Source organism: Sulfitobacter sp. DSM 110093 (assembly GCF_022788715.1).
GTDB lineage: Bacteria > Pseudomonadota > Alphaproteobacteria > Rhodobacterales > Rhodobacteraceae > Sulfitobacter.
Genome location: NZ_CP085167.1, coordinates 667,964 through 691,405 on the forward strand (window position 1 = coordinate 667,964; position 23,442 = coordinate 691,405).

17 protein-coding genes are annotated in these 23,442 nt (G+C 59.1%); 5 read left to right on the top strand and 12 right to left on the bottom strand.

Annotation, left to right across the window (positions count from 1 at the left end; translation table 11 throughout):
• Positions 1–17 precede the first annotated feature (17 nt).
• Positions 18–1,157 (top strand): aminotransferase class V-fold PLP-dependent enzyme, encoded by a 1,140-nt coding sequence (locus DSM110093_RS03190; protein ID WP_243266655.1) that lies wholly within the window; start codon positions 18–20, stop codon positions 1,155–1,157.
• Positions 1,158–1,183: 26 nt separating this feature from the next.
• On the opposite strand, the gene DSM110093_RS03195 is transcribed toward DSM110093_RS03190, so the two are convergent.
• The 4 genes from DSM110093_RS03195 to DSM110093_RS03210 all read right to left on the bottom strand — a co-directional run bounded on the left by DSM110093_RS03195 (position 1,184) and on the right by DSM110093_RS03210 (position 8,755).
• Positions 1,184–2,773 (bottom strand): ATP-binding protein, encoded by a 1,590-nt coding sequence (locus DSM110093_RS03195; protein WP_243266656.1) that lies wholly within the window; start codon positions 2,771–2,773, stop codon positions 1,184–1,186.
• Positions 2,774–3,123: 350 nt separating this feature from the next.
• Positions 3,124–5,196 carry a 3-hydroxyacyl-CoA dehydrogenase NAD-binding domain-containing protein gene (locus tag DSM110093_RS03200; RefSeq protein WP_243266657.1) on the bottom strand — a complete coding sequence of 691 codons (2,073 nt, stop codon included), beginning with the start codon at positions 5,194–5,196 and terminating at the stop codon, positions 3,124–3,126.
• The gene (locus DSM110093_RS03205) at positions 5,196–6,491 is read right to left on the bottom strand and encodes an acetyl-CoA C-acetyltransferase (RefSeq protein WP_243266658.1); all 1,296 of its coding nucleotides are present in this window, start codon (positions 6,489–6,491) and stop codon (positions 5,196–5,198) included. The genes DSM110093_RS03200 and DSM110093_RS03205 overlap by 1 nt, the downstream gene beginning before the upstream one ends.
• A complete protein-coding gene (locus tag DSM110093_RS03210) occupies positions 6,488–8,755 on the bottom strand; it encodes an acyl-CoA dehydrogenase (protein ID WP_243266659.1) in 2,268 nt (755 codons plus the stop codon). Before DSM110093_RS03210 ends, DSM110093_RS03205 begins: the two co-directional genes overlap by 4 nt.
• Positions 8,756–8,914: 159 nt before the next feature.
• On the opposite strand from DSM110093_RS03210, the gene DSM110093_RS03215 reads away from it, so the two are divergent.
• Complete coding sequence (locus DSM110093_RS03215; RefSeq protein ID WP_243266660.1) at positions 8,915–9,769, top strand: fumarylacetoacetate hydrolase family protein; 855 nt, start codon at positions 8,915–8,917, stop codon at positions 9,767–9,769.
• Here the strand turns inward: DSM110093_RS03215 and DSM110093_RS03220 are convergent.
• The 7 genes from DSM110093_RS03220 to DSM110093_RS03250 form a co-directional block, all read right to left on the bottom strand.
• Positions 9,766–11,727 (bottom strand): ATP-binding protein, encoded by a 1,962-nt coding sequence (locus DSM110093_RS03220; RefSeq protein WP_243266661.1) that lies wholly within the window; start codon positions 11,725–11,727, stop codon positions 9,766–9,768. The genes DSM110093_RS03215 and DSM110093_RS03220 overlap by 4 nt on opposite strands.
• Before the next feature lie 300 nt (positions 11,728–12,027).
• A complete protein-coding gene (locus DSM110093_RS03225; protein ID WP_243266662.1) occupies positions 12,028–12,876 on the bottom strand; it encodes an alpha/beta hydrolase in 849 nt (282 codons plus the stop codon).
• A complete protein-coding gene (locus DSM110093_RS03230) occupies positions 12,876–13,946 on the bottom strand; it encodes a branched-chain amino acid ABC transporter permease (protein ID WP_243266663.1) in 1,071 nt (356 codons plus the stop codon). The genes DSM110093_RS03225 and DSM110093_RS03230 overlap by 1 nt, the downstream gene beginning before the upstream one ends.
• A 7-nt stretch (positions 13,947–13,953) precedes the next feature.
• Positions 13,954–14,946, bottom strand: a complete 993-nt coding sequence (locus DSM110093_RS03235; RefSeq protein WP_093927079.1) for a branched-chain amino acid ABC transporter permease — start codon at positions 14,944–14,946, stop codon at positions 13,954–13,956.
• Positions 14,947–14,957: 11 nt separating this feature from the next.
• Entirely contained in the window at positions 14,958–15,659 is a 702-nt protein-coding gene (locus DSM110093_RS03240; protein WP_243266664.1) for an ABC transporter ATP-binding protein, read from the bottom strand.
• Positions 15,656–16,423, bottom strand: a complete 768-nt coding sequence (locus DSM110093_RS03245) for an ABC transporter ATP-binding protein (RefSeq protein ID WP_243266665.1) — start codon at positions 16,421–16,423, stop codon at positions 15,656–15,658. The genes DSM110093_RS03240 and DSM110093_RS03245 overlap by 4 nt, the downstream gene beginning before the upstream one ends.
• A gap of 84 nt (positions 16,424–16,507) precedes the next feature.
• The gene (locus DSM110093_RS03250) at positions 16,508–17,707 is read right to left on the bottom strand and encodes a substrate-binding domain-containing protein (protein WP_243266666.1); all 1,200 of its coding nucleotides are present in this window, start codon (positions 17,705–17,707) and stop codon (positions 16,508–16,510) included.
• A 97-nt stretch (positions 17,708–17,804) separates the two neighbouring features.
• Between DSM110093_RS03250 and DSM110093_RS03255 the strand changes: the two genes are divergently transcribed.
• The 3 genes from DSM110093_RS03255 to DSM110093_RS03265 all read left to right on the top strand — a co-directional run bounded on the left by DSM110093_RS03255 (position 17,805) and on the right by DSM110093_RS03265 (position 22,097).
• Positions 17,805–18,410, top strand: a complete 606-nt coding sequence (locus DSM110093_RS03255; RefSeq protein ID WP_243266667.1) for a LuxR C-terminal-related transcriptional regulator — start codon at positions 17,805–17,807, stop codon at positions 18,408–18,410.
• A gap of 533 nt (positions 18,411–18,943) precedes the next feature.
• Positions 18,944–21,466: a PAS domain S-box protein gene (locus DSM110093_RS03260; protein WP_243266668.1), complete on the top strand. Its 2,523-nt coding sequence runs from the start codon at positions 18,944–18,946 to the stop codon at positions 21,464–21,466.
• Between the two features lies 1 nt (position 21,467).
• Complete coding sequence (locus DSM110093_RS03265; RefSeq protein ID WP_243266669.1) at positions 21,468–22,097, top strand: response regulator; 630 nt, start codon at positions 21,468–21,470, stop codon at positions 22,095–22,097.
• A gap of 115 nt (positions 22,098–22,212) precedes the next feature.
• Here DSM110093_RS03265 and DSM110093_RS03270 read toward each other — a convergent pair whose 3' ends face one another.
• Complete coding sequence (locus tag DSM110093_RS03270) at positions 22,213–23,334, bottom strand: Do family serine endopeptidase (RefSeq protein ID WP_243266670.1); 1,122 nt, start codon at positions 23,332–23,334, stop codon at positions 22,213–22,215.
• Between the last annotated feature and the right edge of the window lie 108 nt (positions 23,335–23,442).

Here is a 23,442-nt window from a genome sequence, read left to right on the forward strand (position 1 = left end):
ACCCTACGGAGATTACAATGTCCACAGAAACAGGAACGGGCGACGCCTATCTCCTTTATCACTCCATTGGCCAATACCCCGGCAAACACGCGGATATGCTGGCCGGGCTCACTGATTTTAGCGATGCTTGGGCTGCGCCGAATGGCGACCAATGGGCGGATGTGCTGCCCAAACGGCAGCAGTTCATCGATCTCTGGGCCGAACTGATCGGCGCGCCAAAGGGCACCGTCACCACGACAGAGAGCGTCACCACCGGGCTAATGGCCGTCATCGGTGCGCTGCCCGAAGGCACCCTGCGCGGCAAGAAAGTCTTGGTGGCCGAGGATGGCTTTCCCTCTTTGCATTTCCTGCTCACCGGCCTGTCGAAGCGCTTTGGTTTCACGTTGAACACTGTGCCGATCCGCCAAGGTGGGCATTGGGTCGAAGCCGAAGATCTCATTGCCGATTGGGACGAAGACGTGGCGCTGGCGCTGCTGACATGGGTCAGTTCAACCACCTCGCACCGTTTGGACATACCGCAACTGGTGGCGCATGGGCGCAGGATGGGCTCGCTCATTGGGGTTGATATGACCCAAGCGGTCGGCTTGCTGCCCTATGACGTGACCGCGCCCAAAGTGGATTTCGCGCTGTCGACCAGCCTTAAATGGATGTGTGGCACACCGGGGGCGGGGATCGTCTATATGGATGCTGATCTGATCCCACAATGCGCGCCAGAGATGCGCGGCTGGTTCTCGCAAGGCAATCCGTTCTCTTGGGATTTGGACGCTTTCGAATTTGCGCCCGACATTCGGCGGCTTGACAGTGGCACGCCGTCGACGGTGCCAGCGGTGGCCAGCCTGCCAGCGATGAAATGGCGTATGGGGCAGGATACAGAGACACTGTCAGCGCATAACCGCAAATTAACGGGCCAGTTACAGAAGGGGCTGGAAGGGATGGGTCTGAACCTTGCAAGCCCCATTGATCCCGACCAGCGCGGCGGTAGTCTGATGGTGGTCTTGCCAGATCACATTGACGCCTCTGATGTGGTGGCGCAATTGGCCGCCTTGGACATTTACGTCGACAATCGCAGCCAGATCTTGCGCATGTCACCGGGGGTGCTGACCACTGCCGCAGGGATCGAACGGACACTGCAAGCCCTACGCGCCTTCTTGGCTTAACGCTTGGTGCAGCCCGCGATGCGCCGTCAACTGGCGGCCATGGCGTTCGCCTGAGGTTCAAGCGCCGGAAAATCGACGAAAAAGGTCGTGCCCTTGCCCTCGGCAGTTTCAAACTTGATGCTGCCGAGGTGTTGGTCGACGATGGCCTTTACGATGCTCATGCCCAGATCGTGGCCCTCTTCGACGCGGTAGCTGGACCCACGGGAAAACCGTTCAAACAGGACCGGCTGAAGATCAAGCGGCAGGCCACTGCCCTGGTCACGCACCCAAAACCCCATGCCGCTTTCAGAAACGCCCAGCTTGACTGTGCCGCCTTCGTCAGACGCTTTGATCGCGTTGGAAAGCAGGTTAGACAACAGCCGCATCAGCCGTCCTTCGTGTAGGCGCAGTAGGGTCGCGGGGGCCGCTGTCGGATGTATCTCTAGGCGAACACCGCGATCTTTCGCATAGGGGATCAGTGTCTCGGACGCCTGCGTTAGCAAGGGCGCCAATGGTCGCTCGGCAAAACCAGATTGGTCTGGCCTGCGCAGGGTTTCCACATCTAGAATATCCGCGACCATCTGATCAATTGCCCGCGCATTGCGCAGGGCGAGCCGTAGAAGCTTTTGTTTCTGCGGGGGCAGGTCGTCTTGCCCCACTTCAAGGAGGCGCAACGCCCCGCTGAGCGACGTCAGCGGCGTTTTCATCTCGTGGCTAACAGTGGCGATCAACTGATCCTTGGCGCGCTCAAACTCGCGCTGCTCACTCACATCGCGCACGACACCCAGAAATCCCAAATGCTCGCCTCGATCCGTTTCGACCTTGGCGGTTGATACTTGGCCTTCGAATGTTGTTCCGTCAGCGCGGCGGCAGGCAATCGAAAGCGCACCCGGCGCAGCCGAGGCCTGCGCGTTAAACTGCTCTTCGCCCGCGCGTTCATACCCACCGAGCGTTTCATAAAGAACAGCTGTTTGCCGCCCCAATAGCTGTTCGGGCTCATAGCCAAAAAGCGTCTTAACCGCAGGGTTTACAAGAGCCACACGGCGGTTCGGGTCTGCCATGATGATCGCTTCGGGCACGGCATCCACCATGGCGCTAAGCAGCCCGCGCTGTTCACGCAACTCACGGCGTTCAGATTGAAGGGTCAACTCACTGCCGAGCCAGCGTGCAAGGAACTGTACGAATTGCACCTGCGCCTTGCTGAACGGCCCAGAGCGGGGCGCGCTGCCTGAAAAGTTGATTGTGCCAAACAGTTCGCCACCGCATTTCAGGGGCGCCCCGATATAGCTTTCCAGTCCGAAGGTTTCATAACACGGATGGGTCGAAATCTCTTGCTGCCCGGCGTGGTGAAAAGAGGTCACATCGGCATTGGAAAGCGTTTGCAGACAATAGGTGCCATTGATGTCGAAAATGGTGCCGGGCGCAGGGGCCCAATCCGGTCCATATACGTACAGACATTCGTAAACCGGCTGATCGACGCGACTGACAATACCCAGTTCAAGCTCAAGCGCCTCGGTGCCCAGTCGGAGGAGTTTGGCAATTTTGTCTTCGACCGTAAGATCAGGTTCGACAGCAAGCATATAGAGTTGCCGCAGCGGATCATCGAAATCCGCCAAAGCGTCGTAAAAATCGTTCATATGGGCCTCTGCTTGCTCGCGCTTTTCTCATCTGGGCTCGTTTGGCAGGCAGATGTTTGCCCTAGGTATCCCCGCGAAGCATCGCTGCCAATGCCGCAGGGGTGAATTAGGGCGGCATTTGGGCATTTCATCCCCCAAAAACGAAACTGGGGCCGGGGATGTGGGGGCTTGCTCAAGAGTGGCTAACCAATTGTCGCGGGGCAGTTTATTTGAAATTAAGTAAACTCAACGCGGCCATTGTCCCGTTATATGTCTCAACTGAGCAGTTCAGTCTTATCACACTTCGGGCCAATGGCGGGGGTCTATGCACGAAGGGGCTGGTCAGAATGAAGCACAGCCCTGCCGATACATTAGCTGAAGTTTTGCCATCCTTCATCGGGGGCAAATCGCGGGCCATGCGCCTTGGCCAATGTGCGCAGCCGGTCGGCCACTTCGCGCGGACCGCGCGTGCGTGCATAGTGCAACGGCCCGCCCCGGAAAGGAGCCCAGCCGGTGGCAAAGATCATTGCGGCGTCGATCTGATCGGCATCCTCTGCCATGTTTTCGCGCAGCACTTCGACGGCGGCGTTCAGCATCGGCAGGATCAGGCGATCGGTCAAATCCGCGGGGCCGGGTTCTTCGGTTTCAGGATGCGGCGTGCCATCGGCCCAGTCATAAAAGCCGCTCCCGGTTTTGCGACCCAGATCACCCTGTTCGACGCGCTCTTGCAGCATGTCGGTAATCTCAGCCATAGACGTGTCCAGCCTATCACGCAGGCTTTCGGCAACATGTAACCCGATATCAAGCCCGACCTGATCGGCCAGCGTCACCGGGCCCATCGGCATGCCAAAGCGCAGGGCGGCGCTGTCGATCACCTCTTTCGGCACACCTTCGTCCATCAGCACCATCGCCTCCATCAGATAGGGGGTGAGGATACGGTTCACGACAAAGCCGGGATAGTCACCAACGCGCGCGGGCAGTTTGCCAATGGCCCCGCAGAATGCGGCCAAACGGCGCGCCGTCTGTGCTGCTGTGTCTGCTCCAACGACAACCTCGACAAGTGGAATTTTCGAGACGGGGTTAAAGAAATGCAGCCCTGCAAAATGTGCTTTTTTGGGGGCGTGGGCGCTTAGGGCATCTATCGCGAGGCTAGAGGTGTTGGAGGCAAGGATCGCGCCGTCCTTCATTTCGGTCTTCAACTCTGCATAAACTTTCTCTTTGACCTCCATCCGCTCGGGGGCGGCTTCAATCACCAGATCAGCGCGGGCCGCGCCATATCCATGAGGGTCGGGCATCAGACGGTCGAGTGCATCGCGCGTTTCTGCGCCGGTCAGATGTTTGTCAGCACAAAGTTTTGCCGCCAGTTTGATGGCGCGGCCAAGGGCGGCGCTGTCAAGATCGCTCAGGGTGACGCGCTTGCCCCGGATCGCGGCCATGGCTGCAATCTCAGCCCCCATGGCACCTGCGCCGATCACATGGACATGGGCGATGTCGTCGTCACCCCGCGCGGCTTCTTTGAGTTTCTGCCGCAGGAAGAACACCCGGCGTAGGTTTTTGGAACTAGGCGTTTTCAACAGGTTGGCGAAAGACCGGATTTCACCGCGCTGCATGGTTGCCCGGTCGGTGCCGTGTTCCTCCCACAGTTCGATCAGCGCATGGGGGGCTGGATAATGGTCTGCTGGCGCACGCTCTTCAGTGCGGTTGCGCATTTGACGGGCCAGCAAGGTTCGGGCCTGTTCCAACCCAAGCGCACGGGTCTTAAGGCCCGGCTCCGCCCGCTCAACCCCGGTTTCGGCCAATGCTCGAACGGCGGCGGCGATGTGGCGTTCTTCGGCTACTTCATCAATGATCCCCAGCGTTTTGGCGCGCTTGGTATGCGCGGTTTTTCCGCTCAGCATCATGGTCATCGCTTCGGTCGGGTCGATCAAAGCGGGCAGGCGGAAAGTGCCGCCAAGACCGGGATGCAGGCCAAGCTGTACCTCAGGAAAGGCGAAAGAGGCCCCCGGCACTGCGATGCGGATGTCACAGGCAAGCGCCAGTTCAAATCCCGCGCCAAGTGCTGCGCCGTGCACCACGCAGATCGTCGGGCAGGAGAGTTGTTCAAGCCGGTCCAGCACCGCATGGCCTTGGGTCAGAAGCTCAGCCGCGCCCTCATCGCTCATCTTTGCAAAGCTTGATATATCGGCCCCAGCAGCAAAGCCGCCCGGTTTGGCGGAGCGGATTACGAGGGCATGAGGCGGGTCGTTTTCGGCGGCGGTGACGTGATGTTCCAACTCACGCAGCACGTCGCCAGAAATCGTATTGGTGCTGCTGTCAGCCTTATCAAGCGCCAGCCAAAAGATGCCGTTGGCATCACGTCCCGCGCGCCAGTTGCCTTTGCGTGCGTTTTCGGTGCCGAGTTCGAGTTTGCTCTCGCCCAAATGCTTTAAAACATGTCCCGTCATCACACCGCCTCCAGCATCATCGCGCCACCCAAGCCGCCGCCAATACATTCCGTGGCGATGCCCCGTTTCGCACCGCGCGCTTTCATTGCATTGGCCAGATGCAAGACAATCCGATTGCCGCTGGTGCCGACCGGGTGGCCCAGGGATATTGCACCGCCGTCGACATTCAGCCTGTCCCGGTCGATCCGGCCAAAGGCAGCGTCATAGCCCAGCACGTTGCGGCAGAAGTCTTCGTCGTTCCAAGCGGCCACGCAGGAAAGCACCTGTGCGGCAAAGGCCTCGTTCAATTCCCACAGGTCAATGTCGTCCACTTCAAGCCCATGGCGTTGTGCGATGGGGGTGGCGGAAAGTACCGGACCCAGCCCCATGATCGACGGATCAAGTGCCGCCCATTCGCTGTCGGTAATCTCGGCCAGCGGGGTCAGCCCATGCGCCTCAACAGCGCGTTCAGAAGCAACGATGACCCAGCTTGCGCCGTCGGTGATCTGGCTGGAATTGCCTGCAGTGACTTTGCCGTGGGGTTTTTCAAACACCGGGTTCAGCTTAGCAAGGCCCTCCATATTACTGTCAGGACGCACGCCATCGTCGTGATCATAAACAGTGCCGTCTTTGTCAAAGGCGGGCATGACTTCATTCGCAAGCCGCCCGTCCTTTTGCGCTGCGGCAAGCCGGTGGTGGCTTTGCATTGCATAGGTATCTGCCGTGGCGCGGTCGATCCCGAACCGATGCGCCAAAACTTCGGCGGTTTGGCCCATGTTCAGTTCAGTGATCGGGTCGGTCAGACCGCGTTCCAGCCCAATGACGGGTTTGAAAAACTCTGGTCTGAGGCCCGTCATGGCGCGAGCCGTATCAATCGGGCCCTTGGCGGCATTCATCCGACCGAACCATTCCACCGCTGATTGGCGCAGCACGAGAGGGGCGTGGCTGAGCGCCTCGGCCCCACCGGCAAGGATCATTTGGTGGCTGCCGTCGCGGACATAGCGATAGGCGGTGTCGATGCTCTGCATGCCCGAGCCACAGTTAATTTGCACGGTAAAAGCGACCGTTTGTTCACCCAAGCCCAGCCGCAATGCCGCGACGCGGGCGGGGTTCATCTCATCCGCGATCACATTGACGCAACCGAGGATAACCAGATCAAATGCCGCACGGTCAAAGCTCTGTCGCGCCAGCAGGGGCCGCCCGGCCTGCACGGCCAAATCGACCGGGGTAAAGGGGCCGGGGCCTTGTCGTGCCTTCAAAAATGGAGTGCGGGCCCCATCCACAAGAAAGACGCGCTGCGCTTTGGGGTGGGTCATTCGGCGGCCTCTCTAGGGTTGGGGGTTTCGTCGAGATTTTTCTGCGGGACATCTAAGTCAGGGAAGTAACGGGCCAGCGCGGTAGGCCTGTAGTCATCGACGGCGATGACTTTGGATACCAGTTCGTTCATCGCGGTCAGGGCTGCCATTTCGCTGTCGCTTAGGATGCCCGCCTGTTGTGCCTCTGTGGGGGTCTTCTTGGCGTCGCGCAGGCGTTTCATGACCGGCTCCATATCGATCACTTTGGCATAGCAGCGGTTCAACAGGTCGATCCCGTCGCCAGCGCTGCCCTCGAATAACCGCCCAGTGATCCGGTCGCGGGTGGCAGACGGGGCATAAATCAAAGCACTGCATTCTGTGGTGAGCGTGTCATCCGGACCGCGGCGGCCCAGCCCCGGCAAGGTAATGGCGCGTAGCAGCCACGCCGCCCAGCGGGCAGGCAGGTTGGCGATGACCCCATCAAGCGCGGTTTGAATGCGCGAAAAGGCATCGGCAGCGGCGAATTTGAGGAGCGGCAGATCGGCCTCTTGACGGCCTTCGTCCTCCCAACGTTTGAGTGTGGCAGAGAGGATATACATTTCAGACAAGATATCGCCCATCCGACCTGAGATCATCTCTTCACGTTTCAGTGCTCCGCCGAGGGTGAGAAATAGAAAATCCGCCGTGAGTGCATAAGCAGCCGACCAGCGCGAAAGCTCGCGGTAGATTGGCGTTGCGGCACCTGCATCAGGGGTAGGAGCAAACCGGCCGCCCGTCAGGGCGCGACCCCACGCGCGGAACAGGGTTTTCGTGGTATGCCCCACATGCGCCCAGAGGGATTTGTCGAAAGCGGCGAGAGACTTGGCCTCATCCTCCTTCTGCAAAGCCAGCATGTTATCAAGCATATGGGGGTGCGCCCGGATCGACCCTTGGCCAAAGATGATCAAGCTGCGGGTGACGATATTTGCTCCTTCCACGGTGATGCCAATCGGCACGGCGCGGTAGAGTGGCAGCAGATAGTTCAGCGGCCCGTCGATCACGGCTTTGCCCGAATGCACATCCATCGCATCGTTCAGCGCCTCGCGCATTTTGAAGGTCGCATGGGCCTTCATGATCGCCGAAATCACGGAAAGCGCCCGGCCCTCATCAAGCCCGGCGCAGGTCAGATGGCGGGCAGCGTCCATCGCATAGGCATCCGCCGCCAGCCGCCCCATCCGCGCCTGAACGCCGCCGAATTTGCCTATCGGTAGATTGAACTGCTGGCGGATGCGGGCATAGGCGCCAGTGGTATGGGCCGAAAATGCGATGGCGGCGCAGCCCATCGACGGCAGGGAGATGCCGCGCCCAGCGGCGAGCGCGGACATCAGCATCATCCAGCCTTTGCCTGCGTATTCCGCCCCGCCGATGATATGATCAAGGGGAATAAAAACGTCTGTGCCAGTGGTTGGCCCATTCATAAACATCGTCGAAGACGGCAGGTGTCGCCGCCCGGTTTCCACTCCGGGCAAATCGGTGGGCACCAGCGCGCAGGTAATGCCGATGTCAGGCGTGTTGCCCAGCAGGCCATCAGGATCGCGCAATTGAAAGGCCAGCCCAAGGACCGTGCAAACCGGGGCAAGGGTGATATAGCGTTTGGCCCAGTTGAGGCGGATGCCCAAAACCTCCTCCCCCTCCCACGTACCTTTTTCAATCACGCCCTCATCGACCATCGCTGAGGCGTCAGAACCCGCCTCGGCGCTGGTAAGGCCAAAGGCAGGCAGCTCACGCCCATCGGCAAGGCGCGGGAGCCAGTGATCCTTTTGCGCATCGGTGCCAAATTGGTGCAGCAATTCGCCGGGGCCGAGTGAGTTGGGCACCATCACCGTCACCGCTGCTGCGACGGAGCGCGTGGAGATATAGCGGACCACCTCGGAATGAGCGAAGGCGGAAAAGCCCAACCCCCCATGAGATTTCGGGATGATCATGCCAAAGAATTTTTTGTCTCGTAGAAAGGTCCATGCCTCTGGCGGCAGATCGGCGGCCTCATGGTTGATCTTCCAATCGTCAATCATGGTGCAAAATTCTTGCACGGGACCGTCGAAAAAGGCCTGTTCCTCTGGGCTTAGCTGGGGTGCCTTGACCGCTTGCAACTTTGACCAGTCGGGGTTGCCCGAGAAAAGTTCGGCTTCCCACCAGACTTCGCCAGCGGTCAGGGCTTCGCTTTCGGTTTGGGATAGGGCGGGCAGGGCTTTCTTGGCCCAGCGGTATATCGGTTTGGTAAGCAGGTCAGCGCGCAGGTTATTCATGGGAACCCCCTTCGACGAACCAACGCCGCTCGCGTATCGTCGGTTCCTCAGCCGTAGAGCAAGCGTCCGTCTTAACGACCCCCGTTGCAAAGCTGTGGCCAGCGCCGTGTCATTGGGTATGGTGCCACCATCGACGGTTGAAAAAGGGAGAAAAAGACCATGCGATTGATGCGATACGGAACGCGCGACGGGGCGAAAACGCCAGTGGTGCTGGATGCCGCGGGGCAGGCGCGAGATGTTTCAAGCCTTGTTGGTGATTTCACACCCGAGACGATCCCGGCGATCCGCAATACGCTGGAGGGTGTCGATCTGGAGGGGCTGCCGCTGTTTGAAACCCAAGGAAAACGCGTCGCCCCGCCTGTGAGCCAACCCCGCAACATCTGGGGGATCGGGTTGAATTATTCCGACCACGCAGCGGAATCGGGGATGCCCGTTCCCACCGAGCCTATCCTCTTTAATAAGGCCAGCCGGACCTATTGCGGGCCGAACGATCCGCTTTTGTATGCCAAAGGGATGAGCCAGCTTGATTGGGAGGTCGAGCTGGGCGTGGTGATTGGGCGCGAAGCACTGAACGTAAGCCGCGCAGACGCGCTTGATTATGTGCTGGGCTATTGCGTGGTTCATGACGTGTCCGAACGTGCTTGGCAGACCGAGCGGGGCGGCCAGTGGGTCAAAGGCAAGAGCTTTCCCAATTTCTGCCCCACAGGGCCGGTTCTGGTGACAGGGGATGAATTGGGCGATCCCGGGAAATTGGCGCTTTGGGCCGAGATAAACGGCGACCGTCTGCAAGACGGCACCACCGAGAGGATGATCTTCGACGTGGCGACGATCATCGCCTACATGTCTGAATTCATTCAGCTAGAGCCGGGCGATCTGATCTGCACTGGCACCCCTCCGGGCGTGGGAATGGGCCTCAAACCACCGCGCTACCTCAGCCCGGGTGACCGGGTTCGACTGGGGGTCGAAGGTCTGGGCGAGCAAGAGCAGGTGGTCGAGCGATTGGCGGATCGCTAAGCGTCCTCAACCTCGCGCGTTTCGGTGGCGGCCGCTGCAACGGCAATGGCGGGGCGCAGGGGCAGGGTCAGCAGGAAACTGCTGCCCTTGCCCATGACGCTGGTGGCCACAAGACTGCCACCATGGGCGGTGGCAATATCGCGCGAGATCGCAAGGCCCAGCCCAGTGCCGCCAAAACGGCGGGTGGCGGTGGAATCGACCTGATGGAACGGCTCAAAAACGCGCTCCAGCTCATTTTCGGGGATGCCGATGCCAGAATCCGTGACGCGGAATTCTACCACTTCCCCCCGGATGCGACATGTGAGCGAGATCGTGCCCTGGTCCGAGAATTTCGTGGCGTTGCTGAGTAGGTTTATCAACACTTGCTGAATACGTTTGCCATCGGCCAGCATCACGCCGGACGCTGATTTCACCTTCAACTCCAGCCCTTTGTCTTCGATCATCGGGCGTAGTTGATCGGCGGTCGGTGCTACGATGTCGTCGATTTTCACCGGTTCCATCGTGATTGACAGGCTACCCGCGTCAATCTTGGCAAAGTCGAGCACTTCGTTAATCAAGGTGAGCAGATGATTGCCCGAACGTTCCACGGTTTGCATGATGTCGCCCAGCTTGGAGAGGGTAGCGGCAAACTTGGGCGCAAGCGTTTCACGGGTTTGCGGTTCAGCATCAATGGCGGCGCCAAGATCGCGCGCCGCCGGGGTGCGATCAAAATGCCGTGCCAGCCGAACATGGCCCAAGATAACGGTCAGCGGGGTGCGCAACTCATGGCTCAGCACGCCCATAAAATCGGTCTTGGCTTTGTTGGCATCCTCGGCTGTCAGCAGCGCCCTTTTCAAATCGGTCACGTCAATCCTTAGACCTACAACGCTGCCGTCCTCCATGCGCCGATCTGAGGTGCGGATGATACGGCCGTCCGGCATTCGCTGTTCGGTTTCAAACGCGCCGTTTTCACGCTTTTCCAGCCAGACGCGGATCCATTCCTCTTCCTTGCCGATGGCATCGGGCACCAGCCCCCGGCGGATGCTGTCGCGCACGATTTTTTCGTAGGTTGATCCGGGTTTTACCACTTCGCTATAGTCGTGGATTTCGCGGTATTTCTCATTGCACAGCACCAATATGCCCTTGGGATCGTACATTACAAAACCATGGTCCAGCGCTTCGACACCTGTGCGGAGACGTTCTTCGGCCAGTTTGCGGTTGTCGGTTAAGCGCATAATATACCACGCAAAAATAACAACGCCTGCCGTGCCTTGAAGGCGGAGCAGCCAGTGCAACCAAAAATCGGGTCGGTGATCGGGCCAGCCTCCCTTGGCCGTGGCGGCCATTTCCCAAACGCCAAAGGCGAAGTTGAAATCGAGAGATATGGGGTCAGTCGCAGTGAAATCAAAATCACCGACGATGGTCTGCTCAACCTCGCCATCTGCGGTCATCTCGCGAATGGCCAGATCGTAGTTTTCTGCAAGCTCGGGAATGTTCAGGCGCGTGAGGAAGGCGTTATAGTCGATAACCATCGACAAAAGCCCCCAAGGTCGGGCGCCAACACCTTGAGTAGTGTCATTCGCGTAAAAGACCGGGTGGCGCAAAATCAGCCCGCGTCCCCCCTGAACGAGGTCCACCGGCCCGGTCACCAAACCTTCGCCGCTCTGCATGGCCTGTTCTACCTTGGGAAGCTGTGCTGGGTTCTTGCGGTAATCCAGCCCCAAAACGCTTTGGTTGGCTTCGTAAGGATGAACGATGCTGACCACGAGGTTGGGTGCGGCAGCAAGGTTGATGACATCGGGGTTTTTGGCCATGAACTCAGTCGCGCGTGCGCTGAACTCTGCTTGGTTAATGTCAGGGTTTTCACTGATGACGGTGGCCAATTCACGCAGCTTAAGAATTTGGTCAAAGATATCAGTGCGAATCCGTTCGCGCACTTCAATCAATTCCAGCGTGGTCTCAAGTTCGAGATCCTGCATGTAGGTTTGATAGGAAAGCGTCTCTATTCGGTGGCCAAAGCCAAGGACAACGCCTGCCAATATCAGCAGAACGCATATTCTTTTTGCACGCTGTGACAGCGTATTCCTGATCATTTTCATGCCGAGTTTGCCCAAACCTGCCGTATCCTCCGCGTCCCTGCCTTCTACGGGCCGGGTCCGCCCCCCTATTGCTTAATAGACTGTACTGCCGGTTGCGGGTGCAAAAAAAATGGCGAAACGTTGGCAAAAGCTGTAACAGCGTCAATTTTGCAAAAGGTAGGGACAGCAGCGCGCGTCAGTCTAACCCAGCGTTTCGAGGAGAATACCGCGCAGCAGGGAGATATCCGCGGGGTTGGACATATTTGGCGCATGACCGCAATCGGGAAACTCGGTCACGTCGGGGCGCGGGCCGCTTTGGGTCATGCGCTTGGCGGCCTCAGGCAGCAACAGATCGGATTGCGCGCCGCGCAGCAGATGTGTTGGCGTGGTGATCCGTGCCCAGCGGTCCCAAGTAGAAAGCTCATGTGCAGACGCGGTGAATTGCACGGTGATCCGAGGGTCATAATGAAGCGTCAGCCGCCCGTCGCCACGGCGCCGCAACGACGACCGCGCCATGCGCTGCCAAAAGGCATCCGCAGCCGGGCCAAAGGGCGCGTAGGTTTGGCGCAGCCAAGCCTCTCCTTCGGCAAAACTGCTAAAATCCGGCAGGCTGCCGACATAGGACAAGATCCGATCAACCGCCGCGGCGGGCAGTTCGGGGCTGATGTCGTTCACCACCAAGGCGCTGATCCGGTCAGAGTCATGCCCAGAGGCGATGTGCATCCCGATCATACCGCCAAGCGAGGTCCCAAACCACGCCGCGCGGTCAATCTGGTAGTGATCCATCACATCAGTCGTGATGCCCGCGTAGTATTCGACCGCGTATTCAGCTTCGGGGTTGCGCGACCAACTCGACATGCCCCGCCCGATCATATCGGGGCAAAGCACATAGAAATCATCCGATAGCGCGGCTGCGACTTCATCAAAGTCGCGCCCGGTGCGCGCCAGCCCGTGCAGCATCATCAGCGCAGGTTTGCTGGGATCGCCCCATTCGGTGACGTGAATTTCGTGGTCCATTACAGAGACAAAGCGGAAACGGGGGGAGGTCATCAGCGCGCACCCTTTTGCATGATGGTGCCAGTGATCCCCCGAGGGAAGAAATAGACCAGCAAGATAAATATAATGCCAAGCCAGAAGAGCCAGCGGTCGGGGTCGAGCAAATCGGGCAGCAATGGAATGTTGGCGGTGGCCTCTGCGGCAGCGCCCATGAGGTCACGCAAATAGTACTGCGCCATGACCATCAGCACCGCACCAACAACCGCGCCCCACATCGTGCCCATGCCGCCGATCACCACCATCAGTAGAATGTCGATCATGATGGCAAAGCTCAGCGTGGTGTCCGGCCCGGTGTATTTCAGCCAGACGGCATATATCGTTCCCGCCAGCGACGCGACGGCGGCTGACAGGCAGAAGACGAATGTGCGGTAGGCCACGACGCGGTAGCCAATGGCTTCGGCGCGGGCTTCGTTCTCGCGGATGGCTTTCAGAACGGACCCTAACGGCGCCGCCACCACCCGCAACATCAGCAAGAACAGCGCCAGCGAGGTGAAAAACACAAAGTAATAGGCCGCAAGCTTGCCATTGAGTTTCACGCCGAAAAGCCGCGCCACCTTGCCGTTTTCATCGACCATCAGTTTTGTCGCGGGTTTGAACAGGTCCGGCACGCGGTAGGTAATGCCGTCTTCGCCACCGGTAAATTGCGACAGTTGCGAAGCCAGCACAAGCGCGACCGAGGCGGTCGCCAATGTGATCATCGCGAAGAAGATCGCTTTGACACGCAGACTCAACAGCCCGACGCCCGTGGCCACCACCAGCGAGACCAGCACACCCGCCAAAGCGCCCAAAGCCACCGCGTCCCAGCCCGGCCCCATCTGGCGCAGGGCGATGGCGGCACCGTAAGCGCCGAAGCCGAAAAACATTGTATGGGCAAAACTGACGATGCCGGTATAGCCGATCAACAGGTCATAGCTCGCCACTAACACAATGAAGATACAGATGCGGGCAGCGACCTCTAGCGCGCGCACGTCTTGGAACAGAAACGGCGCAAACAGCAGCAGGGCGGCGATCAGCAACACTGCGGTTTTCACGGCGAGGGTGCCATAGGTTGATGTGCTGTGCATATTCATCTCACTTCACCGCCGGACGCAGGCCGTTGGGCCGCCACAGCAGGATCGCCGTCATCAGGATCATATTGCTGGCCAAGGCCAGTTTCGGCGCCAGAAACCCTACGTAATTCGCGGTCAGCCCGACCAGCAGCGCCCCCAAAAGCGTGCCTTCGATAGAGCCAAGCCCACCGATGATGACGACGATGAAAACCACGATCATCATCTCGCCCCCAAGCGCAGGCGTGATCAGCGTCTCATACCCCGCCCACATCGCACCGCCGACAGCGGCCAGCGCCGAACCGACCATAAAGACGCCGATGAAAAGCCGGTCGATACGAAAGCCAAGCGCCTCTACCATCTCGCGGTTTTCGACACCTGCGCGGACCAGTAGGCCCAGACGCGTGCGGTTCAACACGAGGTAGAGGCCGATAAAGGCAGCAAGACCAAGGCCAAAGGCAAAGATGCGGTAGATTTCGATGCTAACGTCGCCAATGATCCACGCCCCTTCAAGGAACTGCGGACGCAGAACGGTGATCGGCGTGCCGCCCCAGATGGCGAGGATGATCTGTTCGGACACGATTAGCGCGCCCATAGTGATCAGGATCTGCCGCAAATGATCGTGATAGACGGGGCGGATGATGACCGTTTCAAAAAACCACCCGGCGGCAAGGCCAAAGGACATCGCCGCGATGATCGCGAGGGTCAGTGCGACGATGTTCAGGAGCACATTATCAGCCCCCAGCCACCCGCTGAGGGCCGCGAGGACAGAGGCAGCGACGAAAGCACCAAAGCTTACAAAGGCCGAGTGGCCGAAGTTCAGCACATCCATCAGCCCAAAGATCAGGCTGAGACCCGAAGCCATGAGAAACACCATCATTCCCATCGCCAGCCCCGCGACGGTCAGCGTGGCCCAAGAAGAAGGCGCGCCAATTAGCACAAAAGCCAAAGCGGCGAGGGCGAGCGGCAGCAGGTAGACCCCGCCGAACCGGCCCATGATATCTGAAATGCGGTCCATGTACTTCCTCATCACGACAGGCCCAACAGCCGGTCTTGCAATGGTTTATCGGCGGCGAATTCGGCCATGCTGCCGCTGTGCACAACGCGGCCGTCGTCAATCACTGCCATGTCGCGGCCAATGCTGCGGGCAAAATGAAAATTTTGTTCGACAAGCAGAAGCGTTGCTTCACGTGAAATCTCGGTAAAGGCTTCGGCCATGGCGGCGACAATGGCAGGGGCAAGGCCCTTGGTCGGCTCGTCGATCAAGATCAAGCGGCGCGGCTCTACAATGGCGCGGGCGACGGACAGCATCTGCTTTTGCCCGCCCGAGAGTGACCAAGCTTGTTTTGTCCAGAACCGTTCAAGCGCCGGGAACAGCGTGGTGATACGTTTGAGCCGCGCGGCATCGAAATGCCCCTTCGCCGTGGCGAGGATCAGGTTTTCTTCAACTGTCAGATTGCCGAAGATCCCCATGTTCTCGGGCACATAGGCAATGCCGAGGCGTGCGATGTCGGCGGTGTGCAGCCCGGTGATGTCTTGGCCGTCAAAGCGCACCGAACCGGGTGCGGGTTTCCACAACCCCATGATCGAGCGGAGCGTGGTTGTCTTGCCCGCTCCATTGCGGCCCAGAAGAACAAAGACGCCGCCCTCGGGCACCTCAAGGCTCACATCATGGAGCACGGCATATTGGCCGATGTCGGTTTTCATCTGGTTGAGGGTCAGCAGGCTCATGCCGTCTCCTCCGTTGCGGTGCCGAGGTAGACATCGCGCACGATCTGGCTTTCCATGACCTCGGTTGGGGCGCCATCGGCCAGCAATTCGCCGTTGTGCAAGACGATGATCCGGTCTGCCAGCGCGCGCACCACATCCATCTTATGCTCGACCAGCAGCACGGTTTTGGACGGGTCGGATTTGATCTGGGCGATTAACTCCAGCACATCGGGCGCGTGGTCCAGTGACATGCCAGCGGTGGGTTCATCGAACATGTAAATGTCAGGTTCCATCGCCATCAGCAGCGCCACTTCCAGCTTGCGCTGGTCACCGTGGGGCAGGGCGGCGGCGGGCAGATGGGCGACGCGGGATAGGCGGGTCGCCTCTAGGTAATGCTCCGCGTCTTGGGTCAGTTTGGTGAAGCGATGTACCGGACGCAGCAGCCGCCAGCCGTCCCCCTCACGCGCCTGAACGGCGAGGCGAATGTTCTCCAAAACAGTGAGTTGCGGGAAGAGATTGGTCAATTGAAAGGCGCGGCCCACACCTTGCCGCGCGCGCGCCGAGGGGGCCATGCGGGTCAGATCGACCTCGCCCTTCAATACCTTGCCCGAGCTCGCGGTGAGCTGGCCTGAGATCAGATTGAAATAGGTGGTTTTCCCGGCCCCGTTCGGCCCGACGATCACCGTAAGTTCACCGGGATGGAAGGCACAAGAGACCTGATTGACGGCGACGTGACCGCCAAAGCGAATGGTCAGATCGCGCGTGATGAGCGACGGCGTGGACATCTCAGAAACCTTTGGTACGGAAATTAGCGCAAAAGGGCTGGCCCACCGCATGCGACGGGTCGGGCAGGCCAGCCGGGAGTGCGATCAGTCGTTGGTGCGGCCGATTGGGATGTCCATCTCGTCCGCTTCGATGATGCGCACCAGATCGGGGATCGCCCAATCGATATTATCATCCACGCGGATTTTAAAATGCACCATCGATTGTAACGCCTGATGGTCTTCGGGCCGGAAGGTCATGGTGCCTTTTGGTGTTTCCCAAGACATGCCTTCCATCGCGGCGATCAGGTCTTCGGTCTCAAGACTGGATGCCGTTTCGATCGCTTTGACGGCGGCAAGCGCTGCCGACATGCCACCCGCAGTGAAGAAGTCAGGCGGGCCGTCGAACCGTTCCTGATGGGTTTTGACCAGCCAATCGTTCACCGGATTTTTGTAGGCTTCATAATAGTAGTAGACCGCGCCTTCCATGCCGGGGAAGCGCTTGTAGGTTGGCAGTACAGGCAGGATATGCCCGCCCATCGAAATCTCAATCCCATGGCGTGATGGATCGAGCGCTTGGATTTTGCCCGGCGCGTCGCCGCCCCCAGCGATATAGACAAGGATCACCTTGCGGCCTTCCTTGTCCTTCAGCGCATTGAACATACGCTCGGCTGCGGCGGTGAAATCGGCGGTGCCTTGGGGCACGAATTCCTCGGTCACCACGGTAGCGCCTGTGCCGTCAAGCGCGACCTTAAACGCGTCGATCCCGTCGTGGCCAAAGGCGTAGTCCTCGGCGATGGTGGCGACAAAGAGGTTCTCGTCGGGCTTCAGCGCCAAGGCCTGCGCCTGCATGTCCATCGAAGAATTGCGCGAGGTTTTGAAGACGTAGCGGTTGCTGTCTGGCCCGGTGAGGCTATCAGCGACCGCAGGCTCTACGATCAAGATCTTCTCATATTCCTCCGCAATCGGAAGCATGCCCTTGGCAACACCAGAAGAGGTCGATCCGATTGCCATCAGCACCTCGTCGTCGCCGTAGGCTTCGGCCAATACGGCGCGGGCGACATCGGGTTTGAATTGCGTGTCCTTGATGATCAGCTCGATCTTGTGGCCCTTGACGGTGTTGGTGCCGTCGGTGGCGTATTCGATGCCAAGCTCGAAACCGGTTTGCGCCTGTTTGGAGAAGGCTTCGAAACTGCTGCCTGTGATCCCGTGCACGAGTGCGATCTTGATCGGGTCTTGCGCCCAAGCCGCGCTGGCAAATGCCGCAACACTTGCCGTCACGGCGGCAATCCGCGTGAGTGTCTTCATGGTATCCTCCCTTGACGGGCCAGCGCGTTGTTGCACCGTCTCCCCCCGTCGACTAGCTTGAGTTTCGAGCATCCGAGAAAGAGATGATTGGGGCAAGATGGTAGAAATACGTACCGATGACTGCTTTCGCGATGGGCAGTTCGCTGAACTGGCTTTCGTGCATGCGCCCGTCGGTTTGGTGGTGACGGAGAACAGGGTAATCCGCGAATGCAACCTCGCCTTTGCGCAGATGTTCGGCTATGAACGCGCGGCCCTGCGCGACCAATGGTTCTCGGTGCTATATCCGTCGGATGAAGAGTTCGTAAACATCCGCGACCGGGGTGTGGTGCAGCTGCGCGAGACCAACACCTACTGGGATGAGCGCATCATGGCGCGCCGCGATGGCAGCCTGTTCTGGTGCCGTGTTCGGGGCCATTCCTTTACTCCGGAAAGCCCGCTGGACCGCGCGGTTTGGAGCTTTGCCGACCTGTCGGGCGAACGGCCCTATCTGCCGCTCACTCGGCGAGAGCGTGAAATTTTAAGCCATCTGGCCGAGGGGCTGACCAGCAAGGAAATCGCCATCAATCTCGACATTTCGCACCGTACGGTTGAGGTGTATCGCGCCAAATTGCTCAAAAAATTCGGCGTGAACAATACCTCTGGGCTGTTTCACTCGCTCGGCGGGATCGACAGTGAACATGTGGTGTCCAACAGTCAGAAGTGACCGGCATTCGTTTCAGCCGGCGTCACCTCGTTCATCGCCCTGCTGCGATGACGTCGGGGGCTGAGCGCTGTCTGGGGTTTCCCCTTCGCCGCAACACTGGGGTGACTCCTCTGCGGCTTCGGCCATCGCATCGGCTTGGGCATAGAGACTGCGAATTTCCCCAAGTTCTGTTTCTGTCGGAGATTTATTTGGCTTTTGCATTTCGTCAGATATATCTAACGTGGAGCGTTGGCTATTTTTCACTGAACTAATCCGCATCTTGAACTAAAACTGCACGGCATAACCCGTGGCTGCGGGTCAAACTACTGCCCTTCAATTTTTGCGCCAATTGGGCGTTGCCCCCAAGTAAATCAGGGTTATCCCTAATAATCCGAAGCAAGGCGCTGAAATTGCGGCGGTTATTTTTACACATTTGTTTCGCAAGGCGGTACGGTGGGGCTGCGGGGATAGCCCTACCAGCCGCTATGAGGGTTTTCCCCAATAGACAGGGCGGCGGAAAAGACCGACTTTCTTTGTGAAAGTAGAGGTGTCACATGAGCTTTGTCGCGGCGTTCACAATGATTGCGCTGTGCGGACTGGTCTTGACCTGCGTGATGATCGCCAAGCAAGTCGGCGATCCGGTGAACCGCTTTGGCGTGTTTGGCGCCGTTGCGGTATTACTATTGAACATCCTTGTGCTGCTGGCATCGGCGCAAGTTCCGCGCGGCGTTTTCTATCGTGATCCGGTTGAACTTGTCTTGGCGGCTGCGGCGTTTGCCGTGCTGGTGGCCCAAGTCTGGCGGGTTGTGCGCAACCACCGCAAACAGCAGGGCGGCGGCGGTAGCGAAGAGACCCGCAGAAAATTGCCCGATCTGCTGAATGATCTACCCGTCCAAGCGGCCTTCCTCACGCCTGATATGACTTACGCTTTTGTCAACGATGCCTATAGCGCGTCCTTTGGGCGACCGGCGCGTGATATTGTGGGCCAGCATCTTTCTCGGATCGTTCCACATGAATTGTTGGACGAAATAACCGCCAACGTTGAAAAGGCTTTGGCCGGGCGGCAGGTGACATGGCATTTTGATTTTTCCCGCCCGGTTTTGGCCCGCAGCCAAGGGGCGGCGATCTATCAACCGCTGTCCGACCGGGGGCAGGTGGTAGGTGTGTTGGTCATGGTAATGGGCCGCTCTGCCTTGCAGGACGCGGTTTATGAGGCCGAGATCAGCGCGACAAAGCACGCGCTTGCCGCCGAAGTCGCAGGCGTGGGCTATTTGGAATGGGATCAGGAGGGCGCGCTGGTTGATGTCTCACCCGAGGTAGAAACTTTGCTGGGGCGCGATGCGCAGACTCTGCGCGAGATGTGGCAACAGGGACAGGGGTTCGTTGAACCGCGCAGCCGTGCGACGATCCGCAACAATCTACATATGGCGGGCAGCCGCACGCGCGACGTGATCGAAAATATAAAGTTTCTGACCGCCAATGGCCGCCAGATCGAGGCACGCGCCTGTATTCGCCGTGTGGACCGGGGGCAAAACCTGCATCTTTTGGCCGCGATCCAAGATGTGACCGACCAGCAGAACGTTTTGAGCGATCTGGTCGAAAGCGAAACCCGTTTCCGCGATTTCACCGAAAGTGCGACCGATTGGGTGTGGGAGATGGATGTCCACCGACGGTTTACGTTCCTTTCAGGCGGGGGGCGTCAAACCGAAGCCGAAATGCCGATTTTCGAGTTGGGCAAAACGCTCACGGAGGCCGATATCGCACGGCGCAAGGGCGACTATGATGTGTTGCAACAGCGGTTGGCCCGGCAAGCGCCGTTCCGCGATTTGCGCCTGGTGATCCCATTGGCCGGTGGGCGGGAGCGGTTGATCGACATGTCGGGCAAACCCTTCTTTGATAGTAACGCGCAATTGGCAGGCTATCGCGGCACCTGTTTCGACATGACAGAGATCACCACAGCAGAGAGTGAGAGGAAAAGCGCGCTGGAAGCTTTGGCGCTCGCGTTTGAGAACATATCGACGATGGTCGCGCTTTTCGACAGCACCGACCGGCTCGTTTATTGCAACGAGAAATACCGCGCGACCTATGCTGGGATCGGCGGTGACATTATTGGTCGGCACTTCGATGAGTTGCTGGCGCATTTCACGCGCACCGGCAAATTGGCCATGTCATCTGAAGGGAAAGTTCGCTGGGGCGAACAACGGCGCGACCGTCGAAACACACCCGCCAAATTCTTTCGCGCACGGTCGTCAGAGGGGCGCTGGTTGGAGGTTACGGATTATCCCGTGGCCGCAGGGGGGCTTTTGACGATTGCCTCTGACATCACCGAAAAGGTTGAGCGTGAAGAGCGGCTTCACCGCCATGAAACGGCGCTGCAACTGCTTAACCGGCGCGAGACACTGGGCCAGATGACCGCCGCCATCGCCCATGAATTGAACCAACCTTTAGCCGCTATTCATAATTTTGCCGCAGGCTGTGTGCTGCGGGCCGAAAACGACCAGCTTGAGAGAAAGGACATGATCTCTGTGCTTAACAACATGCAAAAGCAATCTGAGCGTGCAAGTGCCATCCTACGGTCCATGTCGAACTATCTGCACAACGATGACGCAGATCGTGTTGCTGTGGGCTTCACCGAAATCCTCCGCTCGGTGCAACTGCTGATCCAGCCGGAAAGCTCTGCCACCGGCGTCACTGTGGTGATCGACGATCAATGCAATGATGCCGAACTTCACTGCGCCCGAATTGAGATTGAGCAACTGCTGATTAATCTGATCAAGAACGGCATTGATGCCTGCCGGGACGCGGGCCGCCCCGATGCCGAAGTCATTTTGTCCGCCCGCTGCACGGAGGGTGAGATCGTGGTTGACGTAGCCGACGGAGGGAGCGGCTTTGCTTCGGATATGCCTGCCCAAACGGCTTTCAGCGCCTTCCGGTCGACCAAGGACAAGGGCCTTGGCGTGGGGTTGGCGATTTGCGAAACGATCGTGCTTTCGCATGGTGGCTCGATCGCCGTGACCAAATCTGATGCAGAGGGGGCCTGCCTGACCGTACGCCTGCCGGCGGAGGTGAAAGGGTAGAATGACTGAAGACAGGATCGTTTACATTGTCGACGATGACGCCGCCGTACGGGACTCATTGGTGTGGTTGCTTGGCTCTGTCGGGCTGCGCGCCCTTTCCTTTGGGTCGGCAGCAGAGTTCCTTGAAGGGTATGAGGATATTGGCACCTGCTGTCTGGTCAGCGATGTGCGCATGCCGGGGATGAGCGGTCTGGAATTGCAAAAGGCGCTAAACGCACGGGGCATCCAGATACCGCTTATCCTGATGACGGCTTTTGGCGATGTATCGACGGCGGTCAAAGCGATGAAGGCTGGCGCGGTAGATTTTATTGAAAAGCCCTTCAACAATCAAAACATGCTCGACCTTATCAACAGCGCGCTTCAGGCTGATGCGGCACGGCGAAAAAGCAAAGAGGTGGCTGTCGAAAATGCGCAATTGCTGGCCCGGCTTACCCCGCAAGAACATCGGGTGTTCGAGCGTGTGGTGGCAGGGCTGGCCAACCGCGAAATCGGCATTGAGATGGATATTTCGGTCAAGACGGTCGAGGTGCATCGCGCGCGGGTGATGCGCAAGCTAGAGGCCAATTCGGTTGCGGAATTGGTGCGGTTTCATCTGCACAGTGCACCGCTATCCACGACGGAAGGTGGTTAGCTGCACCAAAAAGCCCCGGCAGCATGAAAACCACCGGGGCAGGATGCCCAGCCCCAGCGAGGGGGAAGGGCTGGGGGTCTTCCCGGCAGCATGAGGATTGCCGGGAAGGCATGGGTCACGCTGGCTTGGGTTTCAGCGCGCCCACGGTCACGCCGAGGGTCTGTTCCGTGCCCTTGCGCAGGACGACAACCTCCGCTGCGGTCTCTGGTGTTGTGGTGGCCACGGCGCGGGTCAGATCCCGCAGATCATCCACCTCTGTTTCGCCAAAGGATAGAATGATGTCGCCTTTCTTAAGGCCCGCTTTGGCGGCAGGGCTTTCTTCGCTGATGGCCTCAATCACCGCGCCGCGCGGTTCTTCATAGCCCAGCACATTGGCGACCTCGGGGCTCATGGGGCGGATTTGTACGCCAAGCCAACCGCGCTCTACCGTGCCGTCATCAGCCAAATCCGCGACGATGGTCTGCACCAGATCGGAAGGTACCGAAAAGCCGATCCCGACCGAGCCGCCGCCCGGCGACAAGATCGCGGTGTTCACGCCCACGACCTCACCCTCGTTATTGAAAAGCGGCCCGCCTGAGTTGCCTCGGTTGATCGCCGCATCGGTTTGGATGAAGTCATCAAACGGCCCGGCCTGAATGTCACGCGACAGGGCCGAGATGATACCGGACGTTACGGTTCCCCCCAAACCAAAGGGGTTGCCCACGGCCACAACCTCATCACCAACCCGTAGGGTTTTGGATGTGCCGAATTCGACTTTGGGCAGGTCCACATCCGCTTTGATTTTGAGCACAGCAATATCTGTCATCGCATCGCTGCCCACAACTTCGGCGTCAAAACTGCGGCCATCTGCAAGGTTCACGGTTACAGTCTCGGCGCCCGCGACGACGTGATGGTTAGTTACGATCTGGCCGTCTTCGGAAACGATGAAGCCGGACCCAAGCCCTTGGCGCGGGGTGGGCGCGGTGCCGTTCTGGTTGGGCAACATTTGCTCAAACCGGCGGCGCAGTTCTTCGGGCATGCCGGGGGGAAGCTGCTGTTGGAACTGCGTATTTTGCTGTTTGGCGGTCACCTCGATAAAGACCACGGCGGGAGAGACGGCCTCGACCAAGTCGGCATAGCCGCCTGCCGGTACGGCCAGCGCGGCTGTGGGGGCAAGCGCCAGCATTGGGGTCGCGGCGACGGCAGCGCTCAGCGCAAGGGCGGCGGCGCGGGGGGCCTTGGAAAGAGTCTGGTTCATGAGATGCTCCTTGCTGTGCATTCAGTGTTTCTGGACCCCTATCTGGGGGCCGCGTTTTACAGCGTCGTCGCAGGCGCTATACAAATCTGTGAGAATGCAGGCGGCGGG